We start from the raw sequence: 25198 nt of genomic DNA, 5'->3' as shown, positions 1-25198 counted from the left end.
ATATGGGACCGATGAGAATCGACATCTGGTCCGACGTGGTGTGTCCCTGGTGCTGGATCGGCAAGCGCCGCTTCCAGCGCGGGGTGGAATTGCTGGGGGCCGGCGCCCCGGCGCTGGACGTGCACTTCCATGCGTTCCAGCTCGATCCCGAGGCCGGCACCGAGCCGGTGCCGCTGCGGCAGGCGTATGCCGCCAAGTTCGGCGGCCAGGAACGCGCCGAGCAGATCCTGGCCCAGACCCAGGCCACCGCGCGTGCCGAGGGCCTGCCGTTCGACTTCGGCCGCGGCCAAGTGCGGGTGACCACGCTGCCGGCCCATCGGTTGCTATGGCTGGCCGCGCGCGAGGGGGATGCCGACGCGGTGGCCGAAGCGCTGTTCCGGGCCCATTTCGCCGAGGGCCGCAACCTGGCCGACATCGCCACGCTGATCGCTGCCGGCGCCGCGGGCGGCCTCGGCGAGGAACGTGTCCGCGCGCTGTTCGCGTCGGACGAAGGAGTCGCCGAGGTCGAGGCCCAACTGGCCCAGGCCCGGGCGTTGGGGATCACTGCCGTGCCGAGTTTCGTGATCGACGGCCGCTACCTGGTGCAAGGCGCGCAACCGCCGGAAGCGTTCGCCCAGATCCTGGCCAGGGTCGCGGCGGAAGGTGGAGCCCAGGCGGGTCCCGAGGGAGAGGCCTGCGGGACCGATGGTTGCCAGGCCTGAGCCGCGGGACCGCGTCCGCCAGCACCGCCGGCAGGGCTCCGCGCGCGCAGCGGCGGTCCGTGAACCGCTGAATCGCCGATGCGGCCATGGCGGGCGGGACACCGCCTGCCGGGGACGTTCCGGCCTGGCTTCTGCGACAATGCGGCGCTGCGCCATCCGCCGCGCGTCCCCGGAGAACCTTGCATGTTGTTGATCGGCGTTGCCGGCACCGAGCTCACCGCCCAGGAGCGCGACTGGCTGCAACACGACTGTGTCGCCGGCGTGGTGCTGTTCAAGCGCAATTTCGCCTCGCGTGCCCAGGTGGTCGAGCTGACGGCCGCGATCCGTGCCGCGGCGCGCCTGCCGCAGCTGATCTGCGTGGACCAGGAAGGCGGCCGCGTGCAGCGCTTCCGCGAAGGCTACAGCGCGCTGCCGCCGCTGCAGGGTTTTGGCGAGCTGTACGCGCGCGATCCGCAGGCGGCGTTGCAGCTCGCGCGCGAACATGCCTGGCTGATGGCCAGCGAGGTGCGTGCCAGCGGCGTGGACCTGAGCTTCGCCCCGGTCGTGGACCTGGCGCGCGGCAACCGCGCGATCGGCGACCGCGCTTTCAGCGCCGACCCCGAGGTCGTGGCCGCGTTCACCCGTGCCTACGTCGAGGCCATGCACGAGGCCGGCATGGCCGCCACGCTCAAGCACTTTCCCGGGCACGGCACCGTGCTGGAAGACACCCACGTCGACGTCGCGGTCGATCCGCGGCCGCTGGAGGCGCTGCGGCGCGAGGACCTGGTCCCGTTCGCCGAGGGCGTCCGCGCCGGCGCCGACGCGGTGATGATGGCGCACGTGGTCTACCCGCAGGTCGCGCCCGAACCGGCCGGCTACTCGCCGCGCTGGATCGGCGACATCCTGCGCGGCGAGCTGGGCTTCCGCGGCGTGGTGTTCTCCGACGACATCGGCATGGCCGCTTCGCACGGCGCCGGCGGCGTCGCCGCGCGCGTGCATGCCCACCTCGATGCCGGTTGCGACGCCGTGCTGGTCTGCCACCCGGAGCTGGTCGACGAGGCGCTCGCCGCGGTGGCCGGGCGCCAGCTCAATACCGCCGCGCTGATCGGCCTGATCGGCCGCGGCGCCCTCGGCTGGGACGGCCTGTTGGCCGACGGCCGGCATGCCGCTTCACAATCCCGTTTGCTGGAACAACTCGGAAAAACCGCCTGATGCCCACTCTTTCCATCCCCCAGGCCCTGGACCAGGCCGACCTGCTGATCGACCGCCCTGCCATCGACGCGGCCATCGCCCGCATCGCCGACGAGATCAGCCGCGATTACCGCGGCGAGGTGCCGGTGTACTTGACGATCATGCACGGGGCGTTGCCGTTCTCCGGCCAGCTTGCGCTGGAACTGGGATCGCGCGGCCAGGACGTGCAGTTCGACTACCTGCATGCGACCCGCTACCGCGGCGAGACCGTCGGAGGCGAGCTGGTGTGGAAGCATCGTCCGGCCACCGCACTGTTCGGGCGCCGCGTGATCCTGGTCGACGACATCCTCGACGAAGGCTATACCCTGCAGGGCGTGCGCCAGTGGTGCCTGGAGCAGGGCGCCACCGACGTGCGCCTGGCGGTGCTCGCGGTGAAGAAGCATGGCCGCTGCGTGCCCGGCATCGCCGCCGACTACCTCGGCGTGGAGGTCCCGGACCGCTACGTGTTCGGGTTCGGCATGGACGTCGGCGAGCAACTGCGCGGCATCCCCGCGATCTATGCAATGAAGCAGTAAAGACAAGGACCGGGACCCGCGGCGCCGGCGAACGCCGGGGCCTTCGAGTCCGGCGGGCCTTGGGGCCGGCTTTTTTTCCTCAGCGACGCGAACTACACATGCTTCCCATTTCCTTGGCCGTCATCGGCGGCACCGGCGTCTACAAGCTCGCCCAACTCGACGACGTGCAGAGCCACCAGGTCGAGACCCGCTTCGGCAGTCCCTCCGGTCCGGTGCGGGTCGGCACGCTGCTGGGGCATCGCGTGGCGTTCCTCGCCCGGCACGGCGAAGGCCATTCGATCCCGCCGCACAAGATCAACTACCGCGCCAACCTGGCCGCATTGCAGCAGGTCGGCGCGACCCGCGTGCTGGCGCTGAACACGGTCGGCGGCATCACCGAGCACTTCGGCCCGCGCGTGCTGGCGTGCCCCGACCAACTGATCGACTACACCTGGGGCCGCGTTTCGACGATCTGCGAGGAACCGGGCAGCGAGGTGGTGCACGTCGACTTCGGGCATCCGTACTCGCCGATGTTCCGCAGCAAGGTCATCGCCGCCGCGCGTGTAGTCGGCGTGAAGACGGTGGAGCACGGATGCTATGGCGCGACGCAGGGGCCGCGGCTGGAAACGATTGCAGAAATCGCGCGGATGCGCCGCGACGGCTGCGACCTGGTCGGCATGACCGGCATGCCCGAAGCCGCGCTCGCGCGCGAGCTGGGCCTGGAATACGCATGCCTGGCGATCGTCGCCAACTGGGCGGCCGGATGCGGCGATGCACAAGAGATCACGATGGCCGAAGTGCTGGCCAACGTCGAAGCGGCTTCGTCGGGGCTTCCCGAGTTGATCGGCGAACTTGCCCGCGGTTGACCTGCGTTCGGGGTGATTGTCATCGGGGCATAAGCTTTGCATACTCGGCGTGTGCGGTTTGCCGCACACCACCCAATTCACTGTAAACAAGGTCACGCATCACCATGCCGAACGGTACCGTCAAGTGGTTCAACGACGCCAAGGGATTTGGCTTCATCTCACCGGAGGACGGCAGCGCCGATGTTTTCGCGCACTTCTCCGCGATCAACGCCAAGGGCTTCCGCAGCCTGCAGGAAGGCCAGAAGGTCAGCTATGACGTGACCCAAGGCCCGAAGGGCGCCCAGGCCTCGAATATCACGCCGATCGGCTGATCCATCGCCTGATCGTGCATTGAACCCCGCTTCGGCGGGGTTTTTTATGGGAGGCGGAACGGGGAAAGACATGGAGCGTCCACTGCGTATCGCGATCGTCGGCTACGGGACGGCGGGCCAGGCGCTGTCGGTGCTGCTGGCGCGCGATGGACATCGGCTGGACGTATTCGAACGCGCCGCCGAACCGGGGCCGGTGGGGGCGGGATTCCTGCTGCAGCCGACCGGGCTGCAGGTGCTGTGGAAGATGGGCCTGCTGCGGCAGGCGCTGGCGCATGGCGCGCCGGTCGCGCGCCTGTACGGCGAGACGCCTTGCGGCCGCGCCGTCATGGACATGCGCTACAGCGACCTCGACGCGCGCCTGTTCGGCCTGGGCATGCAGCGGGGCGCCTTGTTCTCGGTGCTGGAGCAGGCCTGGAGCGGGCGGGCCGGGCTGCACGCCGGTACCCCGATCGTCGCCATCGACCATGAGCGGCGGCGCCTGCGCGATGGCGGAGGCCACTGGCATGGCCCCTACGACCTGATCGTCGTCGCGGACGGCTCGGCCTCGGCGCTGCGCGGCGAAGTGCAGGCCACGAAGCTGGACCGCGCATACCCGTGGGGCGCGCTGTGGTGCCTGCTGCCGCGCGGCGACTGGGCGTTCGCCGACGAACTGCGGCAGCGCTACGTCGCCGCCCGCAAGATGATCGGGTTGCTGCCGGTCGGCACGCGCCCGGGCGACCCTACGCCGCGACTCAGCTTCTTCTGGAGCCTGCCGCGCGAGGATTTCGACGGATGGCAGGCGCGCGGCATGCCGGCATGGCTGGACGAGGTGGCGACGATCTGGCCGCAGGCGCGCGAACGGCTGCAGGGCGTGACCGTGCACACGCAACTGGCGCGTGCCAGTTACCGCGATGCGGTGGTGGCGCGCTGGTACCGCGGTCGCGTGGCCTTGGCGGGCGATGCCGCGCATGCGATGAGCCCGCAGCTGGGGCAGGGCGTCAACATGGCGCTGATGGACGCCTGGACGCTGTGCGAGGCCTTGCGAGGCGAGGGCGACGTGGATGCCGCGCTGGCTTGCTACCAGCGGCAGCGGCGCGCGCACGTGACGATCTACCAGTTCTGGAGCCGTTGGCTGACGCCGTTGTTCCAGTCCGAGCGCGACCTGGCCGCCCGTGCCCGCGACCTGGGCTTCCTGCCGCTGGGGCGCATGCCCGGCGGGCGCGGCCACATGCTGCGCGTGCTCAGCGGTACCCAGCGGGGCTGGTTCGGCCGGCTCGTCCTGGACGAGGCATTCGTGGCCGCGCTCACGGATGCGCCATGCCTGCCCGGGGCGTCCCCGGCCGTGCCGCGGCCGGAAACCGACTGACGGCTCCGCCAGCCGTGCGCTGCGATGCACGCAGCGCACAATGGCCATCGCACCCGCGTCGGCGACAATCGGGACACGAGCCAGTTGGGAGTTGCGCATGGACGAGATGCCCGCCTTCGAGACCCATCGAGTGGAGAACCAGCCGCCGCCGTTCGAGGAGCGCGACCTGTGGGCCGACGACGCGGTCCTGCGCGAGGCGGTCGGGCGCGAGGGCGCCTCGGACTTCGCGCCGCGGCTGGCGGCCTATGGCGCGCTTGCCGGCGGCGAGGTCTACCGGCTCGGCTTCGATGCCAACCGCGACCGGCCGCGCCTGCGCACGCATGACCGCTATGGCCACCGCATCGACAGCGTCGAGTTCCACCCGGCCTACCACCGGTTGATGGAACTGGCCAAGCAGCACGGCGTGGCCGGGTTGTCCTGGCACGAACCGGCCCCGGGCGCGCACGTCGCCCGTGCCGCATTGAGCTACCTGCACCACCAGGCCGAGGCGGGCACCAGCTGCCCGCTGACGATGACGCATGCCGGCGTGGCGGTGTTGCGGAAGTTCCCGGCGCTGCGCGAATGGGCCGACAAGGCGGCCGCGCCGCACTACGATCCGCGCGAGGTGCCGATCGCCGGCAAGGCCGGCATCACCCTGGGCATGGGCATGACCGAGAAGCAGGGCGGCTCGGACGTGCGCGCCAACGCCACGGTCGCCACGCCGCAGGCCGACGGCAGCTATGCGCTGGTCGGGCACAAGTGGTTCTTTTCCGCGCCGATGTCCGACGGGTTCCTGGTGCTCGCGCAGGCGCCGGGCGGACTGGGCTGCTTCCTGATGCCGCGCCGACTGCCCGATGGCACCAAGAACGCGTTCCGGCTGATGCGGCTGAAGGACAAGCTCGGCGACTGGTCGAACGCTTCGAGCGAAGTCGAACTCTGCGGTGCCCATGCGTTGCGCGTGGGCGAGGAGGGGCGCGGCGTGGCGACCATCATCGAGATGGTGATGATGACCCGCCTGGATTGCATGCTCGGTGCGGCCGCCGAGATGCGCATGGCCCTGGCGCAGGCGCTGCACCACGCCAGGCATCGCGTCGCGTTCGGCAGGCGCCTGGCCGAGCATCCCCTGATGGCCAACGTGCTCGCCGACCTGGCGATCGAATCGGAAGCGGCCACCGCGTTCGCGTTGCGCGTGGCGCGGGCGGTGGATGCGGCGCCGCGCGACCCGCGCGAGGCCGCCTTCGCGCGGGTCGCCACCGCGCTGGGCAAGTACTGGTTGTGCAAGCGCGCGCCCGCCTTCGTCAACGAAGCCCAGGAATGCCTGGGCGGGGCCGGCTACGTCGAGGAGTCGATGCTGCCGCGGCTGTACCGGCAGGCGCCGTTGAACTCGATCTGGGAGGGCAGCGGCAACATCCAGTGCCTGGACGTGCTGCGGGCGCTGGCGCGCGAACCGGGCTGCGTGGATGCGGTGCTGGCCGAACTGGAATCCGCCGGCGATCGCGACGTCCGCTACGTCGAGGCCGTGCAGCGCATCCGTGCGCTGCTGGCCGGCGGCATCGGCGAGTTCGACGCGCGCGCGGCCAGCGAACAACTGGTGCTGTCGCTGCAAGCGGCCCTGCTGCTGCGTGCCGGAAGCCCAGCGGCGGCGGCGTTCGTCGGCAGCCGGCTGGAGCGTGCCCATGGCCTCGCCTTCGGCACGCTGGCATCGGCCGACACGAAGGAGCTGCTGGCGCGCGCGCTGCCCTGATCGACGCCGCGTCCTGGCGAGCCAGGCACGGCGTCGGCCGGGCCGGTCTTCAGTTCTTCTGTTCGTCCGCGCTGCGCTCGGCCTTGTCGGCAAGCTCGTGCGCCTTGTCGGCGGTGGCATCGGCCGCCTCGGCGGTGGCGCGGCTGGCGTCGGCGGCGGCGGCCTTGGCGTCCTGGGCCGCCTGGCCCAGCGCCTCGCGCGATTCGGCCGTCATGGCCTTGGCTTTGTCCGCGGCATCGCTGGCCGCCTGCTGGGTGGCCGCCGCGGCGTGCTCGGCCGCGGACGCGGCATCGCGCTTGGCCTGCTCGGCATCCGGTCCCTTGCATGCGGCCAGGCCGAACACCACCAGCGAACCCGCGAGGAAGGTGCGAAACGCATTCATGGCTGTCTCCGTTGGATGAAGGCAGGGACAGCCTAGGCGGCCGTCGATCTAGCCGGCGTCAAGGCCGGCCGGCGCCGCGTTGATGGCCAGCCAACGCGCAAAAAGAAAGCCGCTGGAGACCAGCGGCTTTCCCGAACTCGCGAAGTGCGAAGAAGTGATTACTTCTTGGCTTCTTCGGCAGCGTCCTTGGCCTGCTCGGCGGTGCCTTCGGCAGCCTTGGCAGCGTCAGCAGCCTGGCCGGCGGCAGCGTCGGTCGCAGCGCCGGTGGCGGCAGCAGCGGCGTCGGCGGCGGTGTCAGCAGCGGTGGCGGCGGTGTCGGCGGCAGCCTGGGCAGCGTCGGCGGTCTGGGCGCCGGCGGCAGCAGCCTGGTCGGCAGCGGCCTGGGCGTCGGCAGCGGCCTGGTTGGCCGAAGCAGCGGCGTCCTGAGCCTGTTCCGGCTTCGAGCACGCAGCCAGGGCCAGAGCCAGGGCGCCCGCGATCAGCAGCTTGTTGATGCTCATTTGTCTCAATCCTCGTCGTTAGTTAGGCAACGCGCGAATGCGCGCCCCCAACATGATGACAACCCCAAGACGGGTGTCAAGGGCACCCGCATTCAGGTTTGAAAGGGTGGTATTAATCCTTGTCAAATCAATTCGATGGCGATCGCCGTCGCTTCCCCGCCGCCGATGCAGAGGGTGGCGATTCCGCGCTTGCCACCGCGCTTGCGCAACGCATTCACCAGCGTCACGACCAGGCGCGCGCCGCTGGCGCCGATCGGGTGGCCCAGCGCGCAGGCGCCGCCGTTGACGTTGACCTTGGCGTGCGGGAGGCCCAGCTCCTTGATCGGCGCCATCGCGACCACCGCGAAGGCCTCGTTGATCTCGAACAGGTCCACCTCGTCCAGCGACCAGCCGACCTGCCTGGCCAGCTTGTCGATCGCCGCGACCGGTGCCGTCGTGAACCACTCCGGCTGCTGCGAGAACGTGGCGTGGCCGACGATGCGCGCGAGCGGCGCGATGCCGCGCCTGGCGGCTTCCTCGGCGCTCAGCAGCAGCGTCGCGGCCGCGCCGTCGGAAATGCTGGACGAACTGGCGGCGGTGACCGTGCCGTCCTTCTTGAAGGCCGGCTTGAGGGCGGGGATCCTGGCGATGTCGGACTTGCCCGGTTGCTCGTCGGTGGCGACCTGCACCTCGCCCTTGCGGGCGGCGACCTTGACCGGAACGATCTCGTCGTCGAACGCGCCGGAGGACTGCGCCGCCTGCGCGCGCTTGACCGACTCGATCGCATAGGCGTCCTGCTGCTCGCGGGTGAAGCCGAACTTCTCGGCGGCCTTCTCGCCGAACACGCCCATGGCCAGGCCGTCGTACGGGTTGGTGAGGCCGTCCCAGGCCATGTGGTCGACCGCCTGGAAGTTGCCGTAGCGGTTGCCGGTGCGCGAGTTCGGCAGCAGGTGCGGCGCGTTGCTCATCGACTCCATGCCGCCGGCGACCACGATGCTGGCCGAGCCGGCCTTGATCAGGTCGTGGCCGAGCATGATCGCCTTCATGCCCGAACCGCAGACCTTGTTGATGGTCAGGGCGCCGACCGATACCGGGATGCCGGCGGCGATCGCGGCCTGGCGCGCGGGCGCCTGGCCGAGGTTGGCCGGCAGCACGCAGCCCATGATCACTTCGGAGACATCCGCGCCCGGCACGCCGGACTGTTCGAGCACGGCCTGGATCACGGCGGCGCCCAAGGTCGGCGTCGGGACGCCGTTGAACTGACCCAGGAAGGAACCGATCGCGGTGCGCTTGGCCGCGGCGATGACGATCTCTGACATGGACGAATACCGTTTTGAAATATCTCCCGATTATCGGGGCGCGGCGTCCGGCTTGCCAGACCGGCGACAAGCGGCGCGCGATGCCGTATAGATGCGCTTTGCGCGGACGGCCATGGGTCCGCGACTCAATGGATTGAATCGGGGAGATCGCGATGAACGAGGTGCGTGCGGCCAGGACCTTGCTGGCTTCGGCGTTGGCGCTGGTCCTGGTGGGCTGCGGAGGGGGCGGAGGCGGGGGCTCGGTGCGCCCGGAGCCGCCGCCGGCATCGCCTCCACCGGCGCCGCCTCCGACGACGCCTCCACCCACGACGCCGCCGCCGAGCACGCCGCAGCCGGCGGTCGACGCGCACCTGGCGTTGACCGATACCCGGCCCGCGCACGATCTCGGCTACACCGGCGCGGGCTACCGCATCGGCGTGGTCGATACCGGCGTGAACCGCAATCATCCCGCGCTGCAGGGGCGGGTGGTGGCGAACTACACCTACGTGGACCCGTCGGCGAACAACCTGCGCGTGGACGACGTGGTCGGGCACGGCACGACGGTCGCCCAGCTCGCCGCCGGCGCCCCGGTCGGCAACTGGCCCGGCGGCATCGCGCCCGGTGCGCAGATCGTGTCGGCGCGCATCATCAACGACAAGGAGCCCGAGGACGACGGCTCCGGCGAAGGCAACGAAGTCAACGGCGCGCTCGGGCTGCAGGCGGTCCACGACGACCTGGTCGCGGCCGGCGTGAGGATCATGAACAACTCGTGGGCGGGCCTGTACTGGACCAACCCGAGCGCCACGGCCCCGATCGCCAACGAGTACCGCAACTTCATCTTCGCCAACGATGGCTTGGTCGTGTTCGCGGCCGGCAACGACGGCAGGTCCGCCCCGTCCGACATGGCGGCGCTGCCGAGCCAGCCCGGCCCCAACGGCACCCGCCCCGCGGCCGACCTGGAGCGCGGCTGGCTGGCGGTCGCCGCGCTGGATACCGCCAATCCGTCCCGATTGGCGGACTATTCCAACGCCTGCGGCGTGGCGATGCGGTATTGCCTGGTGGCGCCGGGAACCTCGATGTTCACCGGCCACGACGATACCGCGGGCAGCATTTCGTACTGGTACGGCAGCGGCACCTCGTTCGCGGCGCCGTTGGTTTCGGGCGCCGCCGCGCTGGTGTGGCAGGCGTTCCCGTATTTCAACAACGACCTGGTGCGGCAGACGCTGCTCGGTACGGCCACGGACCTGGGCGCGCCGGGCGTGGACCCGGTGTTCGGCTATGGCCTGCTCGACGTCGGCAGGGCGGTACTGGGGCCGGCGAAGTTCGACTGGGGCGATGTCTCGGTGTCGTTCGACGGGACGTCGACCTGGTCCAATCCGATCAGCGGCGGCGGCGGGCTGGTCAAGCGCGGCACCGGCACGCTGGTGCTCGCCAGCACGCTGAATACCTTCGAGGGACGTACCCAGGTGCTCGAGGGGACGCTGCAGAGCGCCAGCCTGGGAGGCGCGGCCAGCATCGCCGACGGCGCGACGCTGAGCGCCAGCTACCGCATCGGCGGCAGCGTCGACAACGCCGGCACGCTGCAGCTCGGCGAGGGCACGCTGGGCGTGTCCGGCAACTACGTGCAGGCCGCCGACGCGAGACTGGCATTGAACGTGGGCGACTGGCTCCGTGCCTCCGGCAGCGCGAGCATCGCCGGCGAACTGCAGGTGCTCGGCAAGCGCGGCTACGTGAGCCTCAACACCGCCTACGCCGTGTTGCGGGCCGACGCCGGCCTGAGCGGTACGTTCGCGCGGTTGACCTGGGGGCCGGGCGTCTTCGTCGGCCAGGGCACGCTGGCGTACGACGCCAATACGGCCTACATCACCTTGCAGCGGTTGGACGTGGCGACGGCGGCGGCGGCGCTGCCCGGCATCACCGCGGCGTCGCTGGCCTCGGCGACGCGCGTGGAGCAGGCCTTCCGGCAGATCGATGCGCAACAGCAGGGGGCAGGGCCGGTCGGCGGCGATTTCGTCCGAAGTGCGGCGGCGTTGCAGCAATCGGCCGACGCGAAGCAGGCGCTGGCTTCGTTGCAGAGCCTGTCCGGGCAGGCGCACGCGGAAGCGATGACGGCGACGTTCGACGCCGTGGACCTGGGGCGGCGCGCGCTGTCGCAGCATTTCGGGGCGGTGGCATGGTCCGGCGGCACGCACGGCGGGACATGGCGCCAGGCGCTCGGCGGTACCGGCCAGGGCAGTTTCGCCGGGATCGGCGGCGCGCTGGCGGGATGGATGGTCGGGCACGACTTCATGCAGGGCGACGGCGGCGTGGCGGGTTTCGCGTTCGGCGAAGCGCGGATGAGCGACGCGACGCTGCCGTCCTCGCGCGATCGCAACCGGCAGGTCCAGGCGCAGGCGTACTGGGGCCGGCGCGGCGATCACCTCTACGCGCTGGGCCAGGTAGGAAGCGGCCAGGTGCACCGCCAGATCGCCCGCGAGCTGCAGTTCGGCCAGGCCCGCGCGGAGACCTCGGTGGACTACGGCGCGCGTTTCTTTTCCGCGAGCCTGGAGGCGGGTTATCGCTGGCAGCGCGCCGGCCTGGTATTGGCGCCGTACCTGGGCGCCGATCACGTGCGCATCGACAGCGATGGCTTCAGCGAGCAGGGAGGCGAAGGCTTCGGCCTGCGCGCGGATGCCGACACGGCCGATCGCACGCAGGTACTGGCGGGATTGCGCGGCGAGTACCGCTGGCGCGGCCTCGCGCTGGGCGCGTATGCGGAATGGCAGCAGGCGTTGGCCAGTAACGGCCTGTCGCGCCAGGTCGGGTTCGTGGGCGCCGATGCGTGGGGCACGCTCGCCGATCTGCAGCCGGGCCGTTCGGGCGGCCTGTTCGGGTTCTCGGTGCAGGCGCCGCTGGGCCGCCTCGGAGCGCTGGGCCTGGGCTACGACCAGCGCTTCGGCGCGCGCGGCGAGGACCGCGCGTTCGGGCTGCGCTATCTGCTCGGCTTCTGACGGGGACGGCGTTGCCGGGACGCTGCTGCGTCCCGCCCGCGCGGGGGCGTCGGCTGGGTGCCTTCAGCGGCGCCGCGCCATGCAGGGCGTCGCGGTCACTCCCCGCGCAGCTTGCCGGTGAAGCGCGGCGAGGTCCGTCCCAGCGGCAGCTTGAGCCGGCTGATCGTCTCGATGCGGGCTTCGGCGATGCGGTCGGCCGCCTGCTGCGGCGGGATGTCCTCGCGCTCGGACAGATCGAAGACCTTGCCGAGGTTGTGGTAGATGCTGCGGATCAGCCGCATCGCGCGCTCGCGATTGTAGCCGTCGATCTCGAGCGACACGTTCATCACGCCGCCGGCGTTGACCACGTAGTCCGGCGCGTACAGCACGCCGCGGCGGTGCAGTTCCGCGCCGATCGCTTCGCTGGAGAGCTGGTTGTTCGCGGTGCCGCAGATGATGCCGGCCTTCAGGCGCGGCAGGGTGTCCTCGTTGATCGCGCCTTCCAGCGCGCAGGGCGCGAACACGTCGGCCTCGACTTCGTAGATCGCGTCGGGGCTGACCGCCTCGGCGCCGTATTCGCTTACGGCGCGGTCGACCAGGCGGCTGTCCAGGTCGGCCACGAACAGCTTGGCGCCGCGCTCCTTCAGCAGCTTGACCAGTTCCATCCCGATATGGCCCAGGCCCTGGATCGCGATGCGGGTCCTGCCCACTTCCTCGTGGCCGAGCTTGCGGTTCAGCGTCGCCATCAGCGCCTGCAGCGCGCCGTAGGCGGTGAACGGCGCGGGATCGCCGGAGCCGCCGTGGACCTGGTGCACGCCGGTGACGTAGCCGGTCTCCAGGTAGATCTGTTCCATGTCGTTGACGTCGGTGCCGACGTCCTCGGAGGTGATGTAGCGCCCGCCCAGCGATTCGACGAAACGCCCGAACGCCCGGAACAGCACCTCGCTCTTGTCCGCCTTCGGGTCGCCGATGATCACCGCCTTGCCGCCGCCGACGTTCAGCCCGGCCAGCGCGTTCTTGTAGGTCATCGTGCGGCTCAGGCGCAGGGCGTCGTTGATGGCGGCCTCGCTGTTGGGGTACGGACGCATGCGCACGCCACCGAGCGCCGGCCCGAGCCGCGTGCTGTGCAAGGCGATGATGGCCTTCAGTCCGGCGTCGCGGTTGTGGCAGAACACGACTTGTTCGTGGCCGGTGGTGTCGAGGGTTTCGAAAAGCATCGGTAGGGCTCCGTGGGGGTCGCCCGGCAATGCGCTGGAACGACCGGGAACTGTGCCTGGCATTAGATTTTTACCCCGCACGTGAAGGCGCGGGCCACTGCGGTCGGTCCGCATCCCGCGCTGCCATGTGGAGGCGCGGACCGTCACGCAAAAACAAAAAAGCGACGGGTCTGGAGCAGGTCCTGAGCGTCGCGTGGGCGCATTCTAAAGCAATCGTCCCGGCGATGTGCGTTGCAGCATCCATCTCACCATGTCGTGCGACTGATGGCGCGGGCTTGGAAACGCCGGTTGCCGCGGCCATCTTGTCGAAGTGGCAATCGGGAGAAGGCAATGGCGACCGGATGGGCAGGCGATGGCGCGGTGCACGACCAGATCGAGGCGACCGTCGACGATGCGGTCAAGCGCGCCCGCAGCCGGCTGCCGAGCGGGCCGGGGCTGACGCATTGCGAGGAGTGCGGCGCCGCGATCCCGGAGGCGCGGCGCAAGGCGGTGCCCGGCGTGCGGCTGTGCGTGGATTGCCAGCAGGCGCACGACGAGGACGAGCGGGACCACAGCGGTTACAACCGCCGCGGCAGCAAGGACAGCCAGTTGCGCTGACGGCCGCTTGCCGGCCGCCCGGACCGCGGCGGCGCCCGGCGTGCCGTGCAGCGGAACGTGGCGGCATGCGATGCATTGGGCGAAGGCTCCGCCGACGCCATCCATGCGAGGCCGCGTCAGCCGTTGTCGTAGCCGCCCTCGCGCCAGCGCCGCGTGGTGCGCTGGAAGAACAGGCTGTTGGGGATCTGCAGCACGGTGTTGCCGCGCGCTTCGTCCGTTTCCTGCAGGGTGGTGTAGATCACGTTGATGTCGATCACCTTGCCCTTCAGTCCCGGCTTCTCGCCGTTCTCCAGCAGCTCGATGTGGTCGTGCAGGCGGAAGGGACGGGTGGTGACGATCAGGAACGTGCAGAAGATGTTGGACAGCACGCTCCATGCGGCGAAGAACGCCACCGCGCCGACCGCGGCGAAGCCGGTGAAGGCGGTCCACAGCACGGCCCCGGATACGCCGAACACGCGCAGGATCGCCAGCAGCGCCGCCACCGAGATCACGAAGCTGCCGACCCGGCGCAGCCCGATCATCATCTCGGCAGGCACGTGGTAGCGCTTGCCGACCCGCCGCATCAGGCCGCGCAGGATCGCGCGCGTCAGCACGGCGACGGCGAGGATGACGACGACCTCCAGCGCCGGGACGGCGATGTCGAGAACCTGGCGGTTCCACTGCGGCAACAGGTCCCGGATCATCGCAAGGGGCGGGTGCAGGCTGGGCATCGGGGGCAGGAGCGGGAAGGGGCGTCGATTCTAAAGCGTCCCGCCCGCATCCTCAGAATCCGAGCCGCCGCGCCATCTCGTCGCGCATGAGGTATTTCTGCACCTTGCCGGTGATCGTCATCGGGAAGCCGTCCACGAACTCCACGTAGCGCGGCACCTTGTAGTGGGCGATGCGCGCGCGGCAGTAGTCGCGTACTTCCTCGGCGGTCAGCTCGCAGCCTTCGGCAAGCCGGATCCAGGCGCAGACCTCTTCGCCGAACCTGGGGTCGGGCACGCCGAACACCTGCACGTCGGCGATCGCGGGATGGGCGTAGAGGAACTCCTCGATCTCGCGCGGATAGATGTTCTCGCCGCCGCGGATCAGCATGTCCTTGAGCCGGCCGACGATGCGGCAATAACCGTCCTCGTCGATCGTCGCCAGGTCGCCGGTGTGCATCCAGCCGTCGGCGTCGAGCACCTCGGCGGTGCGCGCGGGATCGTTCCAGTAGCCCTTCATCACCGAGTAGCCGCGCGTGTGCAGTTCGCCGGTCTGCCCGCGCGGCACGACGTTGCCGTCGCCATCGACGACGCGGACTTCCACGTGCGGGTGCACGCGGCCGACCGAGTCGACGCGCCGTTCCAGCGGATCGTCGGGCGTGGTCTGGAAGCTCACCGGGCTGGTCTCGGTCATGCCGTAGGCGATCGTGACCTGGTCCATGTGCATCTGCCCGACGACCTTCTTCATCACTTCGACCGGGCAGGGCGAACCGGCCATGATGCCGGTGCGCAGCGAGGACAGGTCGAACTCGCCGAAGCGCGGATGCTCGAGTTCGGCGATGAACATGGTCGGCACGCCGTGCAGGCCGGTGCAGCGCTCGTCCTGCACGGTCTGCAGGGTCGCGAGCGGGTCGAAGCCCTCGCCCGGCACCACCATGCAGCTGCCGTGGGTGACGCAGGCGAGGTTGCCGAGCACCATGCCGAAGCAGTGATAGAAGGGCACCGGGATGCACAGGCGGTCGTGCTCGGTCAGGCGCATGCTTTCGCCGATGAAGAAGCCGTTGTTGACGATGTTGCGATGGCTGAGCGTGGCGCCCTTGGGCGAGCCGGTGGTGCCGGAGGTGAACTGGATGTTGATCGCGTCGTCCGGCGACAGCGACGCCTGCAGTGCCCGCACGCGGGCCTGCGCATGCCGGTCGCGGCAATTGGCGATGTCGTTGAAGCGCCAGGTGCCGGGCAGGGCGTCCTCGTCGCCGAGGACGATCACGTGGCGCAGCGCCGGCAGGCGCGCCGCCTGCAGCCGGCCCGGCGCGCTGCGGTCGAGTTCGGGCGCGAGCTCGCGCAGCGTCGCCGGGTAGTCGGAGGTCTTGAAGCGGCGTGCGAGCACCAGCGCCTTGCAGTCCGCCCGGGTCAGCGCGTACTCCAGTTCGTGGCTGCGATAGGCGGGATTGATGTTGACCAGGATCAGCCCGGCGCGCGCGGTCGCGAACTGCATCAGCACCCACTCGGCGCGGTTGAGCGACCAGATGCCGATGCGGTCGCCCGGTTCCAGGCCGAGTTGCAGCAGGCCGGCGGCGAGCCGGGTCACGGCCGCGTCGAAGCCTGCGTAGTCGAGCCTGACCCGCTGCGGCGGAACCACGAGCGCGGGCCGGTCCGGCCAGCGCCGCGCGATGCGTTCGAGCAGCGCGCCGACGGTTTCCCCGAGCAGCGGTATCCGGTCGGAACCGAGGACGTGGCTGGGCGCGGGCGTGGGGGCGGGGTCGGGCATGGGGGGCGGTTCGGGATCGAATCGTCCCGATTGGACCACAGGCCGTTGCGCCCGTGGCGATGCGCGGCGGAAACCCGGGACCCGGTTCCGGAAGCGCCGCTTCATGCGCGGATCGGAGGCCCGGATACGCGAAGGCCGCCCGCGTCTGCACGGGGCGGCCTCCGGGTCGGGCGCGTCGAACGGCTCAGTCGGCCTTGTCGGCGTCGTTGCGGGCCTGGCCGAAGTGGGTCTTGAGCACTTCGATCCGGCCACCGGCCTTGCGGAACGCGGCCAGGTCGGCGGCGATGCGTTCGCGGGTCAGCGGCTGCCCCTTGCCTTCGTTGCGGGCAATGATCGGCTGGGTCTTGGACTTGGCTGGACGTGCCATGGTGGCTCCTGTGCTGTCTTGAAGGTGATCGAGACCGCCCGCCGGCGGCGGGGGCGTTCTGGAAAGGCGGTGAGGGACGCAGTGCCGTGGAGCGGGTATTGCCGGCGGAACCCCTCGGGTCGAGACAGTCGCAGGCAGACGGCGGAAGCGAGGGGGCGTCGATGAAAGCCTTACGTGACAATAGTTTAGCTCAAGGGACGCCGGCAAACGTTAAATCGGTGTTCGCGCGCTCAGGGGGGCTGCTCGCCCCGGTCCAGGGCCTGCCGCCGGCGCCGCCAGGTCTCCGGCGTCTGCGGCTTGACGAACAGCGCGGTGAGCTCGGGATGCCGCTGCCTCGCGGCGGTCTCGATGCGGGTGACGCAGGCCTCGATCTGCGGCGTGGCCAGCGCGTCCTCGAACTCGGCGCTGAGCGCGGCCACGACCTGGTTGGGGCCCATCTGCAGCGTCAGCACGCCGTTGGCGGCGTGCACGTCGCGGTCCTGGCCGGCGATGGCCAGCAGCGATTCGGCGACGTGCGGGTGCGCGGGCTCGCCGATCAGCAGGCCCTTGGTCTCGCGCGCCAGCAGGAAAGCGGTGAAGCCGAGCACCAGCGAGATGCCGATCGAAGCGATGCCGTCGAAGACCGGCATCTGCAGCCACTGCGACAGGAGCAGGCCGGCGAGGGCCATGAACAGGCCGAGCAGGGCGGCGCTGTCCTCGAGCAGCACGGTGAACGTGCTCGGGTCCTTGCTCTGGCGGAATGCCTCGAAGTAGCCCAGCCGGCCCTTGTGGGCGCGGAATTCGCGCAGCGCCACCCACCAGGAGGTCCCCTCGAACAGGACCGACACGCCGAGCACCGCGTAGGCCAGCGCATGGTCGGTGGCCGGCTCCGGCTCGCGGACGTGCATCACGCCTTCGTACATCGACACGCCGGCGCCCATCGCGAATACCAGCAGCGCGACGATGAAGCTCCAGAAGTACAGCTCGCGCCCGTAGCCGAACGGATGCGTCCGGTCGGCGGGGCGCGCGGCGCGGTGCAGGCCGTAGAGCAGCAGCAGTTCGTTGGCGGTGTCGACCAGCGAATGCACGCCCTCGCTCAGCATCGCCGAGCTGCCGGAGATGCCGGCGGCGACGAACTTGGCCACGGCGATGGCGAGATTGCCCGCCAGCGCCACGTAGACCACCCATTTCGAACCACTGTTGCTGGCCATGCGTGCAGGTCGATGCGTGCGTGGAGGGGCACTATCGCGCCAGCCGCGTGCGGTCCACGTGAGCCGGCGCGCGCGCCTTGCCACTACAATGGCGGCCCTTCCGCGTCCTGGAACGCCTGCCATGCCCGCCTGCCCGCAATGCACCCTGGAAAACACCTACGTCGACGGCGGGCAGTGGGCCTGCGCCGATTGCGGGTTCGAATGGCCCGCGGAGGAGGCGCAGGCGGAGGCGTTGGTGGTGCGCGATTGCAACGGCAACGTGCTGTCGGCCGGCGACACCGTCACCGTCATCAAGGACCTGAAGGTCAAGGGTTCCTCGATCCCGCTCAAGCAGGGCACGGTGATCCGCAACATCCGCCTGGTCGAGGACGATGCCGGGCACATCGAAGGCAACTCGGACAGGATCAAGGGCCTGGTGCTGAAGACCGTCTTCCTGCGCAAGGCCTGAACGCCGCCAGGCGGCTCAGTTCGCCGCCTGCTCCGGCGGATCGGCATCGATGACCTGCTGCGCGCGCCCGGTGGTCGAGGCCATCACCGACTGGGTCGTCACCACCAGCGCCGCGCCCGGCATGATCTGCGGCACGAGCTGGCGGAGGAAATCGGGCGGCACTTCCACCTTGCCGATGGTCTGGGCGGCGACGGTCTCGCCGGACGTGGCATCGCCGTTGACCGCGACGTGCAGCCAGTTCGGCATGCGTACGTCCGGCAGGCCGGGCAGCGTGCCGGGCAGGAAGCCTTGCCCGGCCAGGTAGACCTGGGTGCCGAAGTCGGGCGGCAGGTCGTGCACCCTGGCCCGCGCGCGGCCGATCTCGACGCCGTTGCGGTACACCACCAGTTGCTGGTCGGCATCGCTCAGCACCATCGAGATCGGGCCCTGCGCCGAGGATTCCGGATGCCAGCTGTAGGTCTCGCCGCTGGCGAGCGGCTGCATCGGCACGTCGGCGCCGGTGCCGGGATCGATCGGGCTGAGCGGCTGCGGATGCACCAGCGCGTCCGGGCTCACGCCGGCCTTCGAGATCACCACCACCATGCCCATGTTGGAGTTCTCGAACAGCAACCGCGCGAACTCGGACGGCAGGTGCACGCAGCCATGCGATTCGGGGTAGCCGGGCAAGCCGCCGGCATGCAGGGCCACGCCGTCCCAGGTCAGGCGCTGCTGGTAGGGCATCGGCGCGCTGTTGTAGAGGTTGGAGCGATGGTCCTTGTCCTTCTGCAGGATGGTGAACACCCCGGTCGGCGTCTCGTGCCCCGGCTTGCCGGTGCTGACCGTGCTGATGCCGATCAGGATGCCGTTGCGATAGGCATACGCGCGCTGCTCGGTGAGGCTGACGATCACCGCCATCGGTCCCCAGCCCTTGCTCAATCCGCCCCAGTACCATTCGCCCGGCTCGAGGTCCGCCGCCGGCGTGCCGATCGGGCTGGACGTCCTGGCGCCCCAGAACGGTACGGCGCCCGTGGCCGGCGCGGCCTGCAGGACGGCCAGCAGCGCAGTGGTGTACAGCAGTCGGCGCATGGAAGGCTCCGGGGCGAGGGACCGGGCGATCTTAGAGCGTGCCATGTACTTTGGGATGAGTGCGAAGCGGCCTCGCGCGAAGATCACGGCTGCAGGTGCGGGCGCACCCTGTCGGCCAGCCAGTCCATGAAGAGCGAGACGCGGCGGGGCAATCGTCGGCGCTGCGCGTAGAGCAGGGTGACCGGCATGGGCTCGGCGGAAAGATGCGGCGCCACTTCGACCAGCGCGCCGGACTCGAGCAGGGGGCGCACCCCGTGCACCGGCACCTGGATGATGCCCAGGCCGGCCAGCGCGGCCTGGACGTAGGCGTCGCCGTTGTTGACGGTGACGGGGCCGGCCATCGGCAGCCAGCGATAGCCTTGGCCGTCGTGGTACTCGAAGCCGGGCGGGCGCTGGCCGAGCGTGCCGACGTAGTGCACGAGAATGTGCGCGGCGGCGAGGTCGTCGGGCCCGCGCGGCATGCCGTGCGCGGCCACGTAGGCGGGGCTGGCGCAGTTGACGATCCGCAGCGCGCCGAGCGGACGCGCGATCAGCGTGTTGTCGTCCAGGGCGCCCACGCGCAGCACGCAGTCGAAACCCTCGCGCACCACGTCCACGCGCCGGTCGGTGCCGCTGAGCTCGATCTCCAGCCGTGGATGCTTCGCCAGGAAGCCGGGCAACTGCGGCATCAGCAACCGCGCCATGCCGGTGGGCATGTCGACCCGCAGCCGGCCGCGCAATGGCGCATCGCCCTGCTGGAACATGCCGTGCAGCTCTTCCATCTCGTCGAGCTGTTCGCGGGCGCGCGGGTAGAACGTCTCGCCGTCGGCGGTCAGCCGCACGCGCCGGGTGGTGCGGTGCAGGAGCTGCGTGCCCAGGCGCGCTTCCAGCCGTTGCACCGCGGTGGAGACGCTGGCCTTCGGCAGGCCCAGCGAATCGGCCGCGCGGGTGAACGAACCCAGTTCCGCGACCCGCAGGAAGCTGCGGAGGAGGTCCAGCGTGTCCATGATTGTTCTCGATGCGCGAACGATGAAATCATTCTGGAGCGGTTTATGCGTCGCCACAACGGCAATAACGTGGGCCCCATCGTTTCTTCCGACAGGACCCGTGCCATGAACGTTTCGCCCCGCACCACCTTGATCACCGGCGGCAACCGCGGCCTGGGCCGCAATGCCGCCCTGGCCGTCGCCGCCTCCGGCAGCGACGTGATCCTGACCTACCGCAGCCATGCCGACGAGGCGGCCGAGGTCGTCCGCCGGATCGAGGCCGAAGGACGCCTGGCGGCGGCATTGCCGCTGGACGTGTCCGATGCCGACGGCTTTCCCGCGTTCGCCGATGCGGTGCGCGGCGTGCTCGCCGGCTGGAGGCGCGAGCGCCTGGATGCGCTGGTCAACAACGCCGGCATCGGCCTGGACGCGCCGATCGCCAGGACCACGCAGGACCAGTTCGACGCACTGGTGCGCGTGCACCTGAAAGGGCCGTACTTCCTGACCCAGGCGCTGCTGCCGCTGATCGCCGACGGCGGGCGCATCCTCAACCTGTCCAGCGGGCTGACCCGCTTCTCGCTGCCGGGCTATTCGGCCTACGCGATGATGAAGGGCGGCATCGAGGTCTTCACCCGCTACCTGGCCAGGGAACTCGGCGAACGCCGCATCAGCGTCAACACGCTGGCGCCCGGGGCGATCGAGACCGATTTCCGCGATGGCGCCGTGCGCGACAACCCGCAGGTCAACGCCATGGTGGCTTCGGTCACCGCGCTCGGCCGCGCCGGCCTGCCCGACGACATCGGCCCGGTGGTGGCGGCATTGCTCGCGCCGCAGAGCGGCTGGATCAACGCGCAGCGCGTGGAGGCCTCGGGCGGGATGTTCGTCTGAGGGAACGCTTGCGGCCGCCGGCCGGCGCCGTCACGGGCGCAGGCTGGCGGACGAGCGCGACCAGCGGCGCAGGCTGTCGAGCTTGGCCTGGTAGCGCTGTTGTTCGCTGGCCGGCGCCAGGGTGTGCGCCAGGCGCAGCTCGCGGTCGGCGAGCCTGCCGTCGCCGGTCAGGAAGGCCACCCGCGCCAGCCCGAAATGGAACTGGTGCGCATTAGGGTAGAGACGGATCGCCTTGGCGTAGTAGCGCGACGCGGTGGCGTAGTCGCCCTGGCGCTCGGCCTCGGTGCCGAGCACGTACTGGTGGAACGGGTCGCGCGCCTGCACCTGCTGCAGGCGCGCCAGCATCTGCGCGGCGCGCTGGGTGTCGCCGAGCCTGCGATACACGTTGAGCGCGTTGGAGATGGAGGCCGCGTGCCGCGCGTCCAGCGCCAGTGCTTGCGCGTAGTCGGCCGCGGCGGCGTCCAGCGCATTCTCGTGGGCGTTGAGCACGCCCAGGTTGTTCCAGGCATCGGCCAGCTTGGGGTCGATGCGCAATGCCTGCTCGAAGTAGGGGCGGGCCTGCGCGAACCGGCCGTCCGAGATCAGTTCGGCGCCGCGGTTGTTGTAGTAGTGGGCGAACAGCCGCAGGTCGGAGATCACGCGCGGCCCGCGCCGGTCCATCAGGATGTTGCTGTCCAGGTCGATCGTGGCGACCTGGGCGTTCATCCGGACCTGCGCATTGATGTGGCCGTAGTTGTAGCCGATGCCGCCCTGTTCGTACCAGCTGAGCACCTGGCCGACTTCCTGCGGGCGCGCGCTCAGCCCGGCCTCGCGCGCCAGCGCGAGGAACAGCATCGTGAAGGACAGGCAGTTGACTCGCCGGGTGGCGAAGCTCTCGGCGACGCTGTGCGTGTCGCTCGCGCCGTACTGCAGGCCCAGGCCGTCCTGCGAGAACAGCAGGTCGACCAGCCGCTGCAGGCGTTCCTCCGAGTTGGGCGGGCTGCGGCGCATCACGCGCTGTTGCAGCATGTGCCGCAGCTCCGGCGGGATCGCCATCAAGGTGTCCACCGCCGGTGGCGGCGGCGGCGAGGACGGCGGGGATTCCGGTGCGGGCGCGACCGCGAGGGCGGTGGCGAGCACGAACGAGGCCAGGCTGATCATCCGACACCTCCGCGCAGCAGGGCGTGCCGGCAGTCTACTCCTGCGGCGGGCCGGTGGCGCATGCCGGCGCCGGCCGGGCTTTGCTAGTATCCGCGCCCCCGCAAGACGCTGCTGGCAAGCAGGTAGCCATGTCGATGACCCGGCCATTCCTCTATCTCTCCTCGGCCGACGCGCAGCTGTCGCTCGGGTTGGGCGAGGAGAAGCCGAGCGAGCGGCTGTTCTTCGCGGTGATGCCGGACGCGGAGACGGCGGCCGCGGCCGGCCGCCTGGCCCGCGATCTGGTCGGGCAGGAAAACCTGTCCGGCAAGCCCCTGGCGGAAGCGCGGTTGCACGTCACCCTGCATCACCTGGGCGACTACGCCGGACTGCCGCCGTCCTTGCTGGCGCGCGCACGCGCGGCCGCGGAGCGGCTGAGGATGGAGGCTTTCGACGTGCGCTTCGACCGGGTGGGGACGTTCGGCGGCCGGCGCCGGCAGATGCCCTGCGTGCTGCGCGGCGAGGAAGGCGTGAAAGGCCTGTTCCAGCTGCAGCGCACGCTGGCGCGGCGGATGGCCGAACAGGGCATCGCCGGCGATACCGCGTTCACGCCGCACATGACCCTGCTCTACACCGACACGGCGCTGCCGCTGCGGCGTGTCGAGCCGGTGCAGTGGCGCGCGCGCGAGTTCGTGCTGATCCGCAGTTTCCTGGGGCAGACCCGCTACCAGCTGGAAGGACGCTGGCCGCTCGCGTGAGCGGTGGCGCGAACGGCGCGCCGCGCTTAGGCTGCGCGCATGGACCATTCCCCGCCCGTCGCGCTCGATCCGGCCCAGTGGCAGGCCATCGAACAGGCCTATGCCACCCCGCCGCGGGCGTACCACAACTTCGGGCACGTCCGCGCGCTCTGGCGGCACTTCGACGAGGTGCAGGCCGGACCCGGCTGGCGGCATCCGTGCGAGGTCTGGCTGGCGATCCTGTTCCACGACGCGGTCTACCGCCCGGGGCGCTCGGACAACGAGCGCCAGTCCGCGGCGATGGCGCGGGAATGGATCGCGCGCTGGTGGCCGCATGCCGGCTACGACCTGGACCGCATCGAACGGCTGATCCTGCTCACCGCCCGCCATGGCCAGCTGCAGCCGCAGGACGTGGACGAGGAAACCGCGTTGTTCCTCGATTGCGACATGGCCATCCTGGCCGCCCCGGAAGCGGTCTTCGACGCCTACGACCGGGGCATCGCCGAGGAGTATCGCGGGCACGTGCCCGGGCTGCTGTTCCGGCACGAGCGCAAGCGCTTCCTGCGCGGGCTGCTGGCGTTGCCGCGGATATTCCTGAGCGGGTTCTTCCATGAGCGCTACGACGCACGCGCCCGCGCCAACCTGCGCCGCGCCACCGGCGGCTGAGGCGCCGCAGCCGTGCGCGACGATCGACCGGGCGCCCGGCGACGTTTCGGCTACGTGGCCGGCCCTACAATGGCGGGTGTCCCACGCAGCGCTGCCCGCCGTACCGATGACCGATCTTCCCGACGACCCGCTCGATCCGCGACCGCAGCCTCCGGAGCGGCCGGCGGACAACGAGTGCTGCGGAAGCGGTTGCCCGTTGTGCGTCTACGATCTGTACGAGGAACAACTGGCCGAGTACCGGCAGGCGCTGGCACGCTGGCTCGAGCGGCATCCCGGTGCGGATGCCTGATGCGGACACGCCCTCATTCCAGGAATCGATGATGCGAAGGCTTGAACTGTGGAAGTCGCTGTGTGGCGCGGGCGTGCTGGCGGTGTCGATGGGCGCCGCGGCGGCCGGGCCCGAGACGGTCACGCATGGACGCTTCGAGCAGGTACCGGTGCTGCAGCCGGCGGGCGAGCCGCAACGGATGGTGATCTGGTTCGGCGGCATCGGCGACGGCGCGCGCCGGCAGGCCCAGGCCGAGGCGCTGCGCGCCGATGGCGCGATGGTAGCGATGGTGGACACCGCGCACCTGTACAGGGTGCTCGACAAGGACGGCGGCGATTGCGCGTTCTCGTCGGGCGACGTGGAGAACTTCTCGCGCTACGTGCAGGCGTTCTATCACGTGCCGACCTACCGGCTGCCGCTGCTGGTCGGCGATGGCGAGGGTTCGGCGCTGGTCTACGCCGTGGCCGCGCAGGCGCCGGCGAACGTACTGGCGGGCGTGCTGACCGACGGGCTGCGCCCGGCCTCGGTCCCGCCCAAGGCGATCTGCGGCGACGGCGTGGGCAAGGCCGGCGCGCTGAAGGCCACGCGCCTGCCGGTGCCGTGGCTGGCGGCATCGTCGCAGGGCAAGCAGGGCGATGCGGTCCCGGTGCCGGACTTCATCAAGGGCATCCCGCAGGCGCGCCTGCTCAAGCGCAGCGCCAGCGGCGACCTGCTGCCGGGGCTGCGGGCCGCGATCCGCTCGCTGGGGGCGCAGAAGGGCGTCAGCCTGCCGCCGCCGCCGGCCGACCTCGAGGGATTGCCGATCGTGGAAGTGCCGTCCGCCGCCGACGGGCAGGGCGATACCTTCGCGGTCTTCGTTTCCGGCGACGGCGGTTGGGCCGGCCTGGACAAGGAAGTGGCCGGCGCGCTGGCGCAGGCCGGCATCCCCGTCGTCGGCGTGGACTCGCTGCGCTACTTCTGGCAGGAGCGCACCCCGCAAGGCTTCGCCGACGACCTGGATCGCATCGTGCGGTTCTATGCGCAGCGCTGGAAGCGCTCGCGCGTGGTGCTGATCGGGTTCTCGCAGGGTGCGGACGTGCTCCCGGCCGCGATCAACCACCTGCCGCCGGCCACGCTCGCGCAGATGCGCATGGCGGCGCTGCTGTCGATCGGCAAGTTCGCCGACTACGAGTTCCACGTCAGCAACTGGATATCCAGCGACGACGACGGCCTGCCGATCGCGCCGGAGATGGCCAGGCTGCCGGTGCAGCGCACCGTGTGCATCTACGGGGTGGACGACGACGACGCGCTGTGCCCGTCGCTGCCCAAGCAGAGCCGCCGCGTCGGCCTGCCGGGCGACCACCACTTCGAAGGCGACTACGAGACGCTGGCGAAGACGATCCTGCAGCAATTGCACGACACCGCGCCCTGAGGCGCGGTGCC

General features: G+C 70.4%; 26 protein-coding genes. 15 read left to right on the top strand and 11 right to left on the bottom strand.

Translation table 11 applies throughout. From position 1 onward, the window contains the following. Nucleotides 1-11: 11 nt before the first annotated feature. From M3M27_RS14020 to M3M27_RS13990, 7 genes are all read left to right on the top strand, one after another. Nucleotides 12-701, top strand: a complete 690-nt coding sequence (locus M3M27_RS14020) for a DsbA family oxidoreductase (protein WP_434026008.1) — start codon at nt 12-14, stop codon at nt 699-701. Nucleotides 702-884: 183 nt separating this feature from the next. Beyond that, on the top strand, nt 885-1892 hold the full coding sequence (nagZ, locus tag M3M27_RS14015; protein WP_434026007.1) for a beta-N-acetylhexosaminidase: 1008 nt from the start codon (nt 885-887) through the stop codon (nt 1890-1892). After that, nucleotides 1892-2446, top strand: coding sequence for a hypoxanthine-guanine phosphoribosyltransferase (locus M3M27_RS14010; protein WP_140722293.1), 555 nt, complete (start codon nt 1892-1894; stop codon nt 2444-2446). Before nagZ ends, M3M27_RS14010 begins: the two co-directional genes overlap by 1 nt. 98 nt (nt 2447-2544) lie before the next feature. Then, nucleotides 2545-3291 (top strand): S-methyl-5'-thioinosine phosphorylase, encoded by a 747-nt coding sequence (locus M3M27_RS14005; protein WP_140722290.1) that lies wholly within the window; start codon nt 2545-2547, stop codon nt 3289-3291. 104 nt (nt 3292-3395) lie between these two features. After that, nucleotides 3396-3602: a cold-shock protein gene (locus tag M3M27_RS14000; protein ID WP_140722287.1), complete on the top strand. Its 207-nt coding sequence runs from the start codon at nt 3396-3398 to the stop codon at nt 3600-3602. 70 nt (nt 3603-3672) lie between these two features. Next, nucleotides 3673-4947: an FAD-dependent oxidoreductase gene (locus M3M27_RS13995; protein ID WP_434026006.1), complete on the top strand. Its 1275-nt coding sequence runs from the start codon at nt 3673-3675 to the stop codon at nt 4945-4947. Between the two features lie 97 nt (nt 4948-5044). Further along, on the top strand, nt 5045-6670 hold the full coding sequence (locus M3M27_RS13990; RefSeq protein ID WP_434026005.1) for an acyl-CoA dehydrogenase family protein: 1626 nt from the start codon (nt 5045-5047) through the stop codon (nt 6668-6670). Nucleotides 6671-6719: 49 nt separating this feature from the next. Here M3M27_RS13990 and M3M27_RS13985 read toward each other — a convergent pair whose 3' ends face one another. The 3 genes from M3M27_RS13985 to M3M27_RS13975 all read right to left on the bottom strand — a co-directional run bounded on the left by M3M27_RS13985 (nt 6720) and on the right by M3M27_RS13975 (nt 8850). Beyond that, nucleotides 6720-7052, bottom strand: a complete 333-nt coding sequence (locus M3M27_RS13985) for a hypothetical protein (protein WP_140722278.1) — start codon at nt 7050-7052, stop codon at nt 6720-6722. Between the two features lie 158 nt (nt 7053-7210). Continuing rightward, the gene (locus tag M3M27_RS13980) at nt 7211-7552 is read right to left on the bottom strand and encodes a hypothetical protein (RefSeq protein ID WP_140722275.1); all 342 of its coding nucleotides are present in this window, start codon (nt 7550-7552) and stop codon (nt 7211-7213) included. 122 nt (nt 7553-7674) lie between these two features. After that, a complete protein-coding gene (locus M3M27_RS13975) occupies nt 7675-8850 on the bottom strand; it encodes a thiolase family protein (protein ID WP_434026003.1) in 1176 nt (391 codons plus the stop codon). A gap of 152 nt (nt 8851-9002) precedes the next feature. On the opposite strand from M3M27_RS13975, the gene M3M27_RS13970 reads away from it, so the two are divergent. Beyond that, a complete protein-coding gene (locus tag M3M27_RS13970) occupies nt 9003-11819 on the top strand; it encodes a S8 family serine peptidase (RefSeq protein ID WP_434026002.1) in 2817 nt (938 codons plus the stop codon). Nucleotides 11820-11914: 95 nt separating this feature from the next. Here the strand turns inward: M3M27_RS13970 and M3M27_RS13965 are convergent, their stop codons facing one another. Next, a complete protein-coding gene (locus tag M3M27_RS13965; protein ID WP_140722266.1) occupies nt 11915-13015 on the bottom strand; it encodes a Glu/Leu/Phe/Val dehydrogenase dimerization domain-containing protein in 1101 nt (366 codons plus the stop codon). A 330-nt stretch (nt 13016-13345) separates the two neighbouring features. Here M3M27_RS13965 and M3M27_RS13960 point away from each other — a divergent pair, with 330 nt between their 5' ends. Then, nucleotides 13346-13612 (top strand): DksA/TraR family C4-type zinc finger protein, encoded by a 267-nt coding sequence (locus M3M27_RS13960; protein WP_140722263.1) that lies wholly within the window; start codon nt 13346-13348, stop codon nt 13610-13612. Between the two features lie 116 nt (nt 13613-13728). Here the strand turns inward: M3M27_RS13960 and M3M27_RS13955 are convergent, their stop codons facing one another. The 4 genes from M3M27_RS13955 to M3M27_RS13940 form a co-directional block, all read right to left on the bottom strand. After that, nucleotides 13729-14295 carry a mechanosensitive ion channel family protein gene (locus M3M27_RS13955; RefSeq protein ID WP_140724174.1) on the bottom strand — a complete coding sequence of 189 codons (567 nt, stop codon included), beginning with the start codon at nt 14293-14295 and terminating at the stop codon, nt 13729-13731. Between the two features lie 79 nt (nt 14296-14374). Beyond that, complete coding sequence (locus M3M27_RS13950; protein WP_434026001.1) at nt 14375-16066, bottom strand: AMP-binding protein; 1692 nt, start codon at nt 16064-16066, stop codon at nt 14375-14377. A 184-nt stretch (nt 16067-16250) separates the two neighbouring features. After that, complete coding sequence (locus tag M3M27_RS13945; protein WP_140722257.1) at nt 16251-16433, bottom strand: hypothetical protein; 183 nt, start codon at nt 16431-16433, stop codon at nt 16251-16253. Nucleotides 16434-16663: 230 nt separating this feature from the next. Then, on the bottom strand, nt 16664-17623 hold the full coding sequence (locus tag M3M27_RS13940) for a cation diffusion facilitator family transporter (protein WP_434026000.1): 960 nt from the start codon (nt 17621-17623) through the stop codon (nt 16664-16666). 88 nt (nt 17624-17711) lie between these two features. Here M3M27_RS13940 and M3M27_RS13935 point away from each other — a divergent pair, with 88 nt between their 5' ends. Further along, nucleotides 17712-18071, top strand: a complete 360-nt coding sequence (locus M3M27_RS13935) for a zinc ribbon domain-containing protein YjdM (protein ID WP_434025999.1) — start codon at nt 17712-17714, stop codon at nt 18069-18071. 15 nt (nt 18072-18086) lie between these two features. Here M3M27_RS13935 and M3M27_RS13930 read toward each other — a convergent pair whose 3' ends face one another. Both M3M27_RS13930 and M3M27_RS13925 read right to left on the bottom strand, forming a co-directional pair. Continuing rightward, nucleotides 18087-19136: a L,D-transpeptidase gene (locus tag M3M27_RS13930; protein ID WP_434025998.1), complete on the bottom strand. Its 1050-nt coding sequence runs from the start codon at nt 19134-19136 to the stop codon at nt 18087-18089. A gap of 83 nt (nt 19137-19219) precedes the next feature. After that, nucleotides 19220-20122 (bottom strand): LysR family transcriptional regulator, encoded by a 903-nt coding sequence (locus M3M27_RS13925; protein WP_434025997.1) that lies wholly within the window; start codon nt 20120-20122, stop codon nt 19220-19222. Between the two features lie 105 nt (nt 20123-20227). Between M3M27_RS13925 and M3M27_RS13920 the strand changes: the two genes are divergently transcribed. Then, nucleotides 20228-20989: an SDR family NAD(P)-dependent oxidoreductase gene (locus M3M27_RS13920; RefSeq protein ID WP_140722241.1), complete on the top strand. Its 762-nt coding sequence runs from the start codon at nt 20228-20230 to the stop codon at nt 20987-20989. 30 nt (nt 20990-21019) lie between these two features. Here M3M27_RS13920 and M3M27_RS13915 read toward each other — a convergent pair whose 3' ends face one another. Continuing rightward, nucleotides 21020-22129, bottom strand: coding sequence for a tetratricopeptide repeat protein (locus tag M3M27_RS13915; protein WP_434025996.1), 1110 nt, complete (start codon nt 22127-22129; stop codon nt 21020-21022). A gap of 134 nt (nt 22130-22263) precedes the next feature. On the opposite strand from M3M27_RS13915, the gene M3M27_RS13910 reads away from it, so the two are divergent. The 4 genes from M3M27_RS13910 to M3M27_RS13895 all read left to right on the top strand — a co-directional run bounded on the left by M3M27_RS13910 (nt 22264) and on the right by M3M27_RS13895 (nt 25187). Then, the gene (locus M3M27_RS13910) at nt 22264-22863 is read left to right on the top strand and encodes a 2'-5' RNA ligase family protein (protein ID WP_434025995.1); all 600 of its coding nucleotides are present in this window, start codon (nt 22264-22266) and stop codon (nt 22861-22863) included. 39 nt (nt 22864-22902) lie between these two features. Further along, nucleotides 22903-23508: an HD domain-containing protein gene (locus M3M27_RS13905; RefSeq protein ID WP_434025994.1), complete on the top strand. Its 606-nt coding sequence runs from the start codon at nt 22903-22905 to the stop codon at nt 23506-23508. A 106-nt stretch (nt 23509-23614) separates the two neighbouring features. Continuing rightward, the gene (locus tag M3M27_RS13900) at nt 23615-23797 is read left to right on the top strand and encodes an oxidoreductase-like domain-containing protein (protein ID WP_140722232.1); all 183 of its coding nucleotides are present in this window, start codon (nt 23615-23617) and stop codon (nt 23795-23797) included. 31 nt (nt 23798-23828) lie between these two features. Beyond that, on the top strand, nt 23829-25187 hold the full coding sequence (locus M3M27_RS13895) for a virulence factor (RefSeq protein ID WP_434025993.1): 1359 nt from the start codon (nt 23829-23831) through the stop codon (nt 25185-25187). Nucleotides 25188-25198 lie beyond the last annotated feature (11 nt).

The organism is Xanthomonas boreopolis, from assembly GCF_046529185.1.
Classification (GTDB): domain Bacteria; phylum Pseudomonadota; class Gammaproteobacteria; order Xanthomonadales; family Xanthomonadaceae; genus Pseudomonas_S; species Pseudomonas_S boreopolis.
Note: the sequence above shows the minus strand (reverse complement) of the source record. Positions and strands in the feature narration are given on the sequence as shown.